General features: G+C 31.5%; 8 protein-coding genes. 6 read left to right on the forward strand and 2 right to left on the reverse strand.

The annotated features are described in order from the left end of the window. Positions 1–403 precede the first annotated feature (403 nt). From J5G60_RS11810 to cbiM, 3 genes are all read left to right on the forward strand, one after another. A complete protein-coding gene (locus J5G60_RS11810) occupies positions 404–1384 on the forward strand; it encodes a lipoate--protein ligase (RefSeq protein WP_150357922.1) in 981 nt (326 codons plus the stop codon). 60 nt (positions 1385–1444) lie between these two features. Next, positions 1445–2296 (forward strand): lipoyl synthase, encoded by an 852-nt coding sequence (lipA, locus tag J5G60_RS11815; protein ID WP_150357923.1) that lies wholly within the window; start codon positions 1445–1447, stop codon positions 2294–2296. Positions 2297–2629: 333 nt separating this feature from the next. Beyond that, a complete protein-coding gene (cbiM, locus tag J5G60_RS11820) occupies positions 2630–3616 on the forward strand; it encodes a cobalt transporter CbiM (RefSeq protein WP_150357924.1) in 987 nt (328 codons plus the stop codon). Positions 3617–3697: 81 nt separating this feature from the next. On the opposite strand, the gene J5G60_RS11825 is transcribed toward cbiM, so the two are convergent. Both J5G60_RS11825 and J5G60_RS11830 read right to left on the reverse strand, forming a co-directional pair. Further along, positions 3698–4852, reverse strand: coding sequence for an aminotransferase class V-fold PLP-dependent enzyme (locus tag J5G60_RS11825; RefSeq protein WP_150357925.1), 1155 nt, complete (start codon positions 4850–4852; stop codon positions 3698–3700). 331 nt (positions 4853–5183) lie between these two features. Next, the gene (locus J5G60_RS11830) at positions 5184–5834 is read right to left on the reverse strand and encodes a transposase (RefSeq protein WP_150357926.1); all 651 of its coding nucleotides are present in this window, start codon (positions 5832–5834) and stop codon (positions 5184–5186) included. A 163-nt stretch (positions 5835–5997) separates the two neighbouring features. Here J5G60_RS11830 and thrC point away from each other — a divergent pair, with 163 nt between their 5' ends. The 3 genes from thrC to addA form a co-directional block, all read left to right on the forward strand. Then, positions 5998–7488, forward strand: a complete 1491-nt coding sequence (gene thrC, locus J5G60_RS11835; protein ID WP_150357927.1) for a threonine synthase — start codon at positions 5998–6000, stop codon at positions 7486–7488. A 420-nt stretch (positions 7489–7908) separates the two neighbouring features. Next, positions 7909–8982 (forward strand): sensor domain-containing diguanylate cyclase, encoded by a 1074-nt coding sequence (locus tag J5G60_RS11840; protein ID WP_150357928.1) that lies wholly within the window; start codon positions 7909–7911, stop codon positions 8980–8982. Positions 8983–9018: 36 nt separating this feature from the next. Further along, positions 9019–12718, forward strand: a 3700-nt coding sequence (gene addA, locus J5G60_RS11845; RefSeq protein WP_150357929.1) for a helicase-exonuclease AddAB subunit AddA, incomplete at its 3' end; no start/stop codon positions are given.

The following is a 12718-nucleotide window of genomic DNA, read 5'->3' on the forward strand; positions in this document are numbered from 1 at the left end:
ATATCTAGTACGTTCTCGTGGTCTCGGATATTTTTATAAGAGACAGATAAAATATTATATAATAATATGTATCAAAGGAAATCATTTATTGATTAGTAGGATATATTTTAATAAATTGAAGTTAAAGATGATGCAAATAAATGCTCTATACAATAATGATTAAAAAATTAGTCTTATTTTATATACTGAAAACATACTAGAATTGAATTTAAAATTTATTTAATGAAATTTTAAATGTTTTCCTTTGAGATATAGTATCAGAGTTCCTAACTATTATATATCCCCAAACTCCCTAAGAGAGGCCTCTTTGAAGGATAGTTACCCTTCAGAGGCCTTATTTTTATACAGTAATGTGGTATTTGATTTTATTTTGAATTATAATTATAAACAGGAGGAATTTTATATGATCTTTATTGAACATTATAATACCAACCCTTATATAAATCATGCCATTGAAGAATATATGATGGATAAATTCAATGAAGAATGTTTCATGTTGTGGAGAAATAGACCCTGTGTTTTAATTGGGAAGAATCAAAATACAATGTCAGAAATAAATGTGGATTATGTAAAAAAACATAATTTATCAGTTGTCAGAAGAATGTCGGGAGGGGGAGCTATATTTAACGATTTAGGAACACTGAATTTTACATTTATAGCTGTAGTTGATGATAGTACATTTGCGGATTTTGGAAGGTTTACTAAGCCAATAATAAAGGCGTTAAAGAAATTGCACTTAGATGTTAAACTTTCCGGTAGAAATGACCTGATCATAGATAATAAGAAGTTTTCTGGCAATTCTCAGTATAAACATGGGAATAGAATTTTGCACCATGGAAGTATTTTATTTTCGGTTGACATGAAAAATTTAAATGGAGCCCTGAATGTAAATAGGATAAAATTTTCGGATAAGTCTGTTAAGTCAGTGAAAAGCAGAGTTACAAATTTATGTGAATATATTAAGGAACCCATGACCACAATAGAATTTAAAAATTTCTTAATAAAATCAATAATGGAAGAATGTAAATTTGTGAAAACCTATAGATTTTCAAAAGAGGACTGGAAAAAAATAAAAAGAATATCAGATAATAAATATGCTCTGTGGCAGTGGAATTATGGTAACTTCAAGAAATTTACTTATTCTAACGAAAAAAAATTTAAGGGAGGAATTGTACAAGTCTATATAAACGTGTGTAGGGGAGCAATAGAACATATAAATTTTTTTGGAGACTTTTTTAGTAAAAGGGAAATTGGGGAATTTGAAAATAAATTTATGGGTGTCAGGTATGATGAAGACGAAGTTTTAAAAGTACTTAAAGATGTAAGCGTTGAAATGTATATGCATGGTATAAATGCTGAGAATATCATGGAGGTTATGTTTTAGAGGAACTTATCCAAGTAAATTGCAAGTTGAATAAAAGTCATAAAAGGAGAAGGGTGTTTTATGCAAGGTAGAAAGCCAGATTGGCTGAAAGTTAAAATAAGAGGTGGAGAATTTTCGGGAGAAGTTAAGGGTGTATTAAAGAAGTATTCTTTAAATACTGTATGCAGAGAAGCTAATTGTCCTAATAGGATGGAATGTTTTAATAAGAGAACGGCAACTTTTATGATATTGGGCAAAAATTGTACTAGAAATTGTACTTTTTGCAATGTTACCAAGGCTAAACCTGAAAATGTGGATGAAAAAGAACCTGCAAATGTTGCTCAAGCAGTGGATAAACTGGATCTAAGGCATGCAGTCATAACTTCTGTTACCAGAGATGATCTGGAAGATGGAGGAGCCTCCCATTTTGCTAGGGTGATAGAAGAAATAAAAAGATTAAAAAAAAGCATAACTATAGAAGTTTTAATACCGGATTTTAAGGGGGATAGAGCATCCTTAAAAAAAGTTGTAAATGCAAAGCCAGATGTTATAAATCACAACGTAGAAACTGCCCCTAGACTCTATAGTGAAGTAAGGCCTATGGCAGTATATGGACGTTCGTTAGAATTGTTAAATAGGGTTAAGATAATGGACAGTTCAATTTTAACCAAATCGGGATTTATGCTTGGACTCGGAGAAAGAAGGGAGGATATCATACAGGTATTAAAAGATTTAAGAGAAGTTAATTGTGATATTGTCACTATAGGTCAATATCTAGCTCCCTCTTTAAAACACCACCCTGTAGTTGAATATGTTCATCCGCGCGTGTTTGACGAGTATAAGAAAATAGGGTTAAAATTGGGATTTAAATATGTTGCTTCTTCTCCTTTAGTGAGAAGTTCCTATCATGCGGAAGAAGCCTTAAAAAGCTAAAGTGATATCAAAATGAAATAAAATGCAGGGACTTTCTCAAGATGATACAGAATTGGTATCGTTTTGAGAAAAACTTATTTTTAATTGAATCCAAAATGGACTATAATATTACAGATAAATTTTGAAGAAAATATGACAGTATAAGAGAATTGTTTTATTTAGGGTAATTGAAAATGTTTATCTGAAATATTTGAAGTTTTAAAGAGATAAATAGGTGTATATTTAAAATAATGGTATGAAAAATGCTCGTTAAGATATATGAATGGAATACGTTGAGTTTAAAATATTATAATTGGGTTTATATTAATTTTAGAATTAGAGGAGGTATTTATTATGCATATTCCAGATAATTATCTAAGCCCTTCCACTTGTGCAGTTATGGGTGTGATAATGCTGCCGATATGGGCAAGAGCTGTCAAGAGAGTTAAGACAGATGTTAGCAAAAAAAAGATACCATTATTAGGGGTATGTGGAGCATTTTCATTTTTGATTATGATGTTTAATGTCCCTATTCCCGGTGGAACAACAGCTCATGCTGTAGGAGGGACTTTAATTGCAATTTTATTGGGACCCTATGCAGCAACTATTTCAGTAAGTATAGCTTTGCTTATACAGGCACTTTTTTTTGGGGATGGAGGAATTCTTGCTTTCGGAGCAAACACTTTTAATATGGCATTTGTAATGCCCTTTGTAGGTTATACAGTGTTTAAATTTGTAAAAAACAGGTTAAAAGGAGACAGAGGAGAGTATATATCAGCTTTTATTGGAGGGTATGTGGGAATTGTGGCCGCAGCTTTTATAGCTTCTATTGAATTTGGAATACAACCTCTTCTCTTTAAAGATGCCTTTGGACATGCCATTTACTGTCCCTATGGATTAAATGTGTCCATTCCAGCTATGGTTTTAGTTCACCTTTTAATAGGTATATTGGAAGGAGCTATAACTGCAGCAGTATATGCCTATGTTAAAAAAATATCACCGTCTATGATATACAATAATGGCCAAAAAGTAAAGGAAAGTAATAGAAAACCGCTATATGGAATTTTGATAGCATTAGTAGTATTATGCCCTTTAGGCCTTTTAGCCAGTGGGGATGCATGGGGTGAATGGGATACGGAAGGAATAAAATCTCTAGTAGGATATATACCGCATGCTTTTCAGCATGGAATGGACTATCATGCTATTGCAGCAGATTATTCCCTATCGGGTACAAATGACATAGTGGGTTATATTATTTCAGCAATAGCAGGAACTGCAATCATTATAATCATATTTAAAATAATAGGATCCTTAAAAAAGGATAATACGAATAATACATGATAGATATGGTACTATGGCAGAAGGACTGCTGTACAAATTTAATTTTGTACAGCAGTCCTTTATTAGTTTTAATGTTTTAATTCATAATTTATAGCTCTTAACTATATTTTTTAATGCGTCTGTTAAAATATCTATATCCTTTTTTGTATTAAAATATCCTATACCTATTCTCATGGCTCCAATTTCGTAGGTACCCATGATTCTGTGGGCCGTTGGAGCGCAGTGAAATCCAACTCTTATCATTATGTCGTATTCCTGATCAAGTTTAAAAGCTATTTCTTCACCGGATATACCTTTTATATTGAAAGAAATGACACCAACTATTTTTTGGGGATCTTTAGGACCATATATACATATTTTGGGAATTTCTTCTAGCCTTTTAAGTGCATATTCAATTACTTCATCTTCTTTGGCTCTTATATTTTCAACTCCTAAATTGGATATGTATTTGATGCCTTCACCTAAACCCACTATTCCCGCCACATTTAAAGTCCCTGCTTCAAATTTGTTAGGGTAAAAATCAGGTTGATATGGATTTTTAGAATCTTCTCCAGTACCGCCTGATTTTAAAGGCCGTATGTTTGTGTCGCAGTTAAGTAAAAATCCACCGGTGCCAGTAGGACCGAAAAGACTTTTGTGCCCTGTAAAAGCAAGAATATCTATATTGTCTTTTTGAACATCTATGGGATAAGCGCCTGCTGTCTGAGCACTATCTACTAAAAAAATTATATTGTGTTTTTTTGCCAGCGCACCTATTTCTCTTATAGGTTGAATAGTTCCAAGTACATTGGAAGCATGGGTGAATACTATGAATTTTGTATTTTCCCTTATGAGTTTTTCCACGTCTTTTGGGTTAGTTATTCCCTTGGAGGTACAAGGTACCTGAGATATCTGTATATTTTTATCCCTTTGGAGAGTTTTTAATGGCCTCCATACGGAATTATGTTCTAGGCTGCTGGTTATAACGTGATCGCCTGGATTTAATATACCATTTATTAATATATTTAATGAATCAGTTATATTATAAGTAAAAATCACCTTAGAAGGATCCTTACCGTTAAATAATTTACATATATTATTTCTACAATCAAAGATAAGCCTATCAGCAGTAATAGCTGATTTATAAGCGCCTCTTCCTGCAGTAGCACCTATATTTTTCATAAAGTTTGAAATCGTATTTATTACTACATTGGGTTTTGGATAGGATGTAGCGGCATTATCTAAATAAGTTCCCAAAGATTTTACCTCCTTGTCTATAATTTTAGTTTATAATCATATTATATCTTTATTGTGTAAAAGTAAAAAGGGCTAATTGAAATATATTTTAATTTTAGATAAATAATAATTTTCAAGTTATATACCATATGGTATTATATAAATACAATTTAGATGATTGCAGAATTTAAATTTTAAAAGTGTGGATAACTTTTAAAAAATTCCCTAAATTTGAGCAAAAAAGAAAATGCTAAATAAGCCTTTTGAAAAGGGGTATGCGAAGCATGTAGGATGATACTTAACTGTGTATATGTGTATTAAGCAGCATATTTGATAAGCTTATTTAAATTTCTTACTTTAGTCTAAAGCTTCTATGTGCAAACTTCGGCATATTCTTATATGCGGCAGCATAGGGGTTAAAATCTTTATTATTAATAACTTTAGCGAAAGCTTTTTGCTTATTTATTTCTGAAACCAGTGTCTTAGGGTTATTCTCTTTAACTTTTGGCTTTAAGCCTGAAGTATCGTAGATAAGCATGGAATTGAGACCTTTATTGGGTGAATTCTTAAGTAGATTTTCATCAATATCGTCACATATTTGAATAATCTTAAGAGTCATTGAGTTGAATAACTCCTCAATCTGTTTTTCAAAGGTAGTTTTAAATCTGCTGATGAAAGTTTCATCAGGAATTTGCCTATCAAGTTCACAGAACTTCCTGATGTCTGAGGATAAAGCTAAAAATATACAAAGAAGACTGGTTGTAGGGATCTTAAATATATGCATTACAATTAGCAATGAAAGCACTGATGCTAAACTGAAGTTTCTATCGCGTCCTAATTCTGAGTAATACCTATCGGTAAATGACTTAGGAATAAAGGCATTAATATCAAAATTTTCTTCAAGAAGCTTTAAAAGTTTAACTGGATGCTGATAAGACAAAGTGTTAAGTTCAGATAGCTGGTCGCTAAAATTTAATTGTTTAAAATCAGATAAACAAAACATTGCAATTTCCTCCTTTGTGGTTTTTGTTGTGGATTGATCCCCTTAACAGGATACCACATTGGAGTGAAATATATAATTAAAGAGTTAAAAAAGTTAGTAAAATCAATGGTTGCAGCATTCTGCAACCGACTAAATAAATACAATTTAAAAGGAGTGATACAATTTGGAGGAAATTTATTATAATAGCACGAGGGGTTTAAATGAGAATTTAACTGCATCTGAGGCTATATTAAAAGGCATAGCTGAAGACGGAGGATTGCTTGTACCTAACTGTATTCCATTTATTAGTAAAGAAGAATTAAAAAATTGTGAACAAATGACTTTTAAACAGTTATCATTGTACATAAACAAAAAATTCTTTACAGATTTTGATGAAAAAGAATTGAAAGAATGTATAGACATGGCTTATGATCATAAATTTGAAAAAGATATTATAACTCCTTTAAACAAAGAGGGAGATGTATTTTATTTAGAATTATTTCATGGACCGACACTGGCTTTTAAAGATATAGCATTATGCCTTCTCCCTTACTTAATGAAAACTGCAGCTAAAAAGCAGAATTTGCATAAAGATATAGTTATACTTACTGCAACTTCCGGCGATACAGGGAAAGCAGCATTGGAGGGCTTTTCAGATGTAGATGGAACAAAAGTCATGGTATTTTTCCCAGAAGAAGGGGTAAGTAATATACAGAAGAAACAGATGATCACACAAGTAGGAAAGAATGTAAAGGTCCTTGGCATAAAGGGGAATTTTGATGATGCTCAAAGAGAAGTTAAAAAGATTTTTAATGACGCTGAATTAAAAGAGGAACTGAATAAAAGATCATATATGTTTTCTTCGGCTAATTCCATAAATATTGGAAGACTGATACCACAGATGGTATATTATTTTTACAGCTATATGGAACTTCTGCGGAGAAAGGAAATAGAGTTCGGAGAAAAAATAAATTTTGCAGTTCCAACAGGAAATTTCGGAGATATACTTGCAGCTTATTACTCTACAAAAATGGGCTTGCCTATAAATAGACTTTTATGTTCTTCCAATGAAAATAAAGTGCTGAGTGATTTTTTAAATAGTGGAATTTACGATGCTAGAAGAGAGTTTTTAGTTACTATATCTCCTTCAATGGATATATTGATATCCAGTAATTTAGAAAGATTTATATATGATATAAGCGGCAGAAATGCTTTTACTGTGAAGGAGCTTATGAATGACTTAAATGAATTTGGGAGATATAAAATTAGCGAACACATGAAGAGCAGAATGAATATATTTTATGGCGGTTTTGCCACTGATGAAGAAACAAGGCAATCCATAAAAGAGGTGTTTGACAAATATAGATACCTTATGGATACTCATACTTCAGTTGCCTATTCTGTATATAAAAAATATTTACTGGAGACTCATGATAATACTAAGACCGTAATAGTTTCTACTGCGAGTCCCTTTAAGTTTACCAGATCTGTAATGGGTGCTTTGGATGACAAATATAATAAGGTAGATGATTTTGAACTTATAGAGGTAATGAGTAAGGCAGCTGATCTTAAAATCCCTAAGCCTATAGAGAAATTGAATAAACGTGAAATTATACATAATACTGTATGTGAAATGGGGCAAATGGAATCTGAAGTGAGAAAGTTTTTAAAATAAAATTTCAATATAAAAATTTACCAGATTATCTTCAACAATAATTTGGTAAATTTTGTTTATATATTGTAAAAAATTAAACAATAATGAATATTGAACATAAAACCATAGCTAAATTTTGTAAAATAACGGTATAAATTCGCGATAAGTATTATATGAAAATGCTATGATATACCTTTAATGAGTAGTATAATATGAAATAGAAATAGCTAGATATAAGCTTGTTGTATGTTTTTATATTTATTTATGGGCAATGTATTTTTATATTTTAAAGGAAAAATTTTACTAATAATATATACTTTTACTGGTATTATTGTAAAAAGCGATAATTTAATGAAATTGTATATATAATAAACAATTTTTGGGTTCAAATCAGTTTTTGCTCATATTTAAGTTAAATAGATTGTAATAGAGGAGAGATTTATGTTTATATCATTATTGGAGAGATATAATCAACTTAAAAGTGACTATGAAAGCTATCAAAAATTAGCGGAAGAAACCATACAAAAGCAGAATAAAGAGATTAGGGAATTGGATAAAAAACTGGATATGTTATCTTCAATAATAGAGATAAGTCAATATATAAATAAATGCCTTGGCAGCGATGAGATAATTTCTAAGATAAATGATATAATGATAGGGATTTTAGGGGTGAATTATTCTAGTGTATATCTTCTTGAGAATAGAAAATTAAAGTTAAAATGTACTAATTTGTACAATACGGATCATCATTTTAAAATAAGAGAATATAATGAACATAAGTTGTCCAAATTAACTCCATGTTTAGCTAATTCTGTGGACAATATGTGCATGGGCAGCGATATTCAGGTACATTCTTCTCTATTTATGCCTATATACTTGAAAGAAGAACTTTTGGGAGCTATTTTAGTAGAACATAATATATACAATTATTTAAATCAGGGCAGTATAAAGTTATTATCTGCTCTTAGCAATCAAATTGCCATATGTATAGAAAATAATAGACTCTACAATAAAATAAAGGAAAATTCTCAGAGAGATTTTCTCACGAATTTATTTAATAGAAACTATTTTTTCTCTGCTATACAGGAGAAAATAAAAAATTGTGGAAGGGGTTTTGCCATCATAATGGTGGATATAGATAATTTTAAGAACTGTAATGATACTTTTGGACATCAATGTGGTGATATGGTTCTTAAAAGGGTGAGTAGTATTATAAAAGATAACCTGAGAAAAGAAGATATGGTAGCCAGATATGGGGGAGAAGAAATCATAATATATATGTATGATATTAAAGAAATGTTAGATGTATATAATAGGATGAGCAGTATAAGGAAATCTATAGAAAGAGAACCTGTAGAATATAATGGAAAATTATGCTTTGTCACAGTTTCTATAGGAATAAGTATATCTGATAATAAAGATGAAAATATCGAGAATGTCGAGAATGTCATAAGAAAAGCAGATATGAATTTATATAAGGCAAAGAATTCTGGAAAGAATAAGGTAGTCTATTGATTTTAATACAGTATTTGATAAAGAGGAATGATACCTATGAGTAAAAAGTGGACTGAAGCTCAACGTGAAGCTATTTTTACACAAAAATGCAATTTGTTAGTAGCAGCAGGAGCTGGAACAGGTAAAACGGCAGTGTTGGTGGAAAGAATAATACAGAAGATAACTAACACTGATGAAGATGTAGATATAGATAGGTTGTTGGTTGTTACATTTACAAACGCAGCAGCTTCCGAAATGAAAGAGAGAATAGGAGAAGCACTTTCAAGGTTATTGGAGATGAACTGCAATTCTAAGAATCTTCAAAAGCAACTGGCCTTGTTGAATCAATCCAATATAATGACTATTCATTCTTTTTGTCTTAAAATTATAAAGAGCAATTTTCATTTAATAGATTTAGATCCAGGTTTTAGAGTGTGTGACAATACTGAGGCCATACTCTTGAAACAAGATGCACTTCAAGAAATTCTGGAGGAAAAATATCAGGATGCAGAAAGTGAATTTTTAAAGCTGGTGGATAGCTTCAGGGACAAAAATGACATAAGGCTTCAAAATATGATTATATCTCTGTATGAATTTTCAAGAAGTAATCCCTGGCCTAAAAAATGGTTAGAGGAAGCTGCAGAAGATTTCAATGTGGGGGAAGATTTTAATTTCGAAGATACTCTGTGGGCTAAGATGTTAATACATAATTTGAATGTAGAAGTCGGCGGCTATAGAGATAAAATGGAAAATGCCCTGGAGATAATTAAAAGCACTATAGGTCTGGAACATTATATATGTCCTTTTGAAGATGATATTAAAAGTATAGATAAAATACTTCAAACTAATTCATGGAATGAAATGAAGAAGGAGTTTATGGAATTGAAATTTCATAAGCTTCCTGGTAAAAAAACAGGAGATGATATAGAAAGTATAAAAAAGAGTGTTAGAGATATAAAAGATGAAGTGAAGAAAAAGTTAAATGATATAAGGGAAAGCATATTTTTAAATTCAGATAATCTAGTTAAAGATATGAAGAAGGTGTATCCTAGAATTAACTGTCTAGTAACTCTTGTGATGGATTTCAGCAGCAGATATTATGATAAAAAAAGGGAGAGAGGAGTGCTGGACTTTAGTGATATTGAGCATTTTTGTCTTGATATATTGACAGATATGGATGATATGGGACATAAAATACCTTCGCAGGTTGCCCTGGAATATAGAAAATATTTTCAGGAAATATTTATAGATGAATACCAAGATAGTAATGAAGTTCAAGAAGTTATAATAAATATGATAAGCAGAAAAGATCAAGATGCAAATTTATTTATGGTAGGGGATGTAAAACAGAGTATATATAGATTTAGACAATCAAAACCGGAGTTATTTCTACAAAAATATGATGCCTATTCTGAAAGAAAGGGAAGTAGAAATAGAAAAATAAAATTATCTGAAAATTTTAGAAGCAGGAAAGAGATAATAGATGGTGTGAACTATTTATTCAAGCAAATAATGTGCAGGGAAGTAGGGGAGCTTGATTATAATGATGACGAATGCCTGATAAGTTCAGCTCAATATAAAGATTGCAGTGGGAAATCTGGGGGAGCCATAGAAATCTATATGGCTGACAAAAAGGAAGCTGAGTCAGGATTGGAGCTGGATAATGAGGAAATGTTGGATAACATTCAAGTGGAAGCCCGTATGGTGGCGGGGAAAATAAATGAATTGGTGAACCCAAAATCAGTTGAGGGGCGTTTTAAAGTATATGACAGTAAAATGGATTGCTATAGAAATGTTATGTACAGGGATATAGTAATATTGATGCGTGCAACTCGAAATTGGGCATCAACTTTTGTGGAACAGTTGAATGATTTTGGGATACCTGTATTTGCAGATACTTCGACAGGTTATTTTGATACCGTTGAAATAAAAACTGTAGTGTCACTTCTTGAAATAATAGACAATCCAATACAGGATATACCGCTGATAGCAGTACTTAGATCACCTATAGAAACATTTTTGCCAGAAGAACTTATGGATTTGAGAATGGTAAACAGGGAAGCACCCTTTTATGAGGTACTCAAAGCAGTGGCAGAGGAAAGCACAAACTCAAAATATTCTCTGGAGGGCATAGATGATGTATTGAAATGTAAAGTTGTAAAGTTCTTGAAGAGGCTTGAAAACTGGAGGAGAAAAGTTATATATATGCCCATAGATGAATTTATATGGCATCTTTATACAGAGACGGGATACTATGGTTTTGTAGGGGCTATGTCTGGAGGAGTTCAGAGGCAAGCAAATCTGAGGATGCTGTTTGAAAGGGCAAAGCAGTATGAGAAAAGCAGCTATAAGGGGCTTTTTAATTTTATAAATTTTATAAATAAACTTAAAAGCAGCAGTGGAGATCTGGGAAGTGCAAAAGTTCTCGGGGAAAATGAAGATGTGGTCAGGATAATGAGCATACACAAGAGTAAAGGTTTAGAATTTCCCATAGTAATATTGTCGGGAGCAGGGAAAAATTTTAATTTAATAGATATAAATAGAAGTTTGTTGTTCCATGATAAATTAGGGTTTGGGCCAGATTGTATAGATATTGAAAGACATATATCCTATCCTACGATTATGAAGCAGGTATTGAAGAGAAAATTAAAAATTGAGACTCTTTCTGAAGAGATGAGAATATTATATGTAGCTTTTACCAGGGCAAAAGAGAAGCTTATAATAACAGGAATGGTGAGGGACATTGAAAAAACAGCTAAAAAGTGGTGTGAGTATGCTTCTTATAGTAAATCTAAAATTTCAGAATATGCTCTTATGAATGCTAAAAACTTTTTAGATTGGATAGGACCAGCAATTGCAAGACATCCTTTTGGAAAACCTATCAGGGATATTGCAGGTTCCCAAAATAATTCAAATTGGATAGTTAAAGAGGACGAATCCATATGGAAAATGTATATTAAGGGTATGGATAGTTTTATAAAAGGCATATCTACTGGAGAAGTCCGTGGAGATGATATAACGGAATGGATCAAAAATTTAGATAAAATTTCTTGTAAGAAGACATGTGCAAAAGAGGTCAATAAAAGACTAAACTGGAAATATAAATATGAAAAGGCTTCTGAAATACCTGCCAAATTTTCAGTATCGGAATTGAAGAGAAGATTCAATCTTATAGATAGAGAAGATAGTGTGGAATTTATAGAACCCGTATATTTAAAAAAACCACTCTTTTTAAAAGGGAGTAGAGGTCTTACTGCAGCGGAAAAAGGAACGGTTATGCATTTGGCAATGCAGCATATTGATATTAAAAAAGTCAATTCCTATTCGGAAATAGAAGAGCAGATACGCAAATTGGTGCTGGAAGAATTTATAACTGAAGAAGAGGCAAAATCCATATCAATACAAAAAATATTAAAATTTTTTAATTCTTCTATTGGTGAAAGAATGAAAAAAGCAGAAAATTTGTATAGAGAAGTTCCCTTTTACATGGAAGTAGGCAGCAGTGAAATATATAAAGAACTGCCTTCAAAAATTTATGATAATGAGAAAGTGCTGGTACAGGGCGTAATAGATTGCTATTTTCAGGAGAAAGATGAATTAGTGCTCTTGGATTACAAGACAGATTATGTAGAAAGCTTAGAGAATATGAGAGAGAAATATAAAATTCAAATTTATTATTATGCACGAGCATTGGAAAAACTTACGGGTAAAAAGGTTAAAAATAAATATTTATATCTATTTTATAACGATAATATAT

This window comes from Clostridium sp. HV4-5-A1G (genome assembly GCF_900184915.1).
Taxonomy (GTDB): domain Bacteria; phylum Bacillota; class Clostridia; order Clostridiales; family Clostridiaceae; genus Clostridium_B; species Clostridium_B aromativorans.

Excerpts from the sequence above, each read along its gene's own strand:
- J5G60_RS11810 (WP_150357922.1), top strand. The coding sequence starts at position 404 with ATGATCTTTATTGAACATTATAATACCAACCCTTATATAAATCATGCC.
- lipA (WP_150357923.1), top strand. The coding sequence starts at position 1,445 with ATGCAAGGTAGAAAGCCAGATTGGCTGAAAGTTAAAATAAGAGGTGGA.
- J5G60_RS11840 (WP_150357928.1), top strand. The coding sequence starts at position 7,909 with ATGTTTATATCATTATTGGAGAGATATAATCAACTTAAAAGTGACTAT.
- cbiM (WP_150357924.1), top strand. The coding sequence starts at position 2,630 with ATGCATATTCCAGATAATTATCTAAGCCCTTCCACTTGTGCAGTTATG.
- J5G60_RS11830 (WP_150357926.1), bottom strand. The coding sequence starts at position 5,834 with ATGTTTTGTTTATCTGATTTTAAACAATTAAATTTTAGCGACCAGCTA.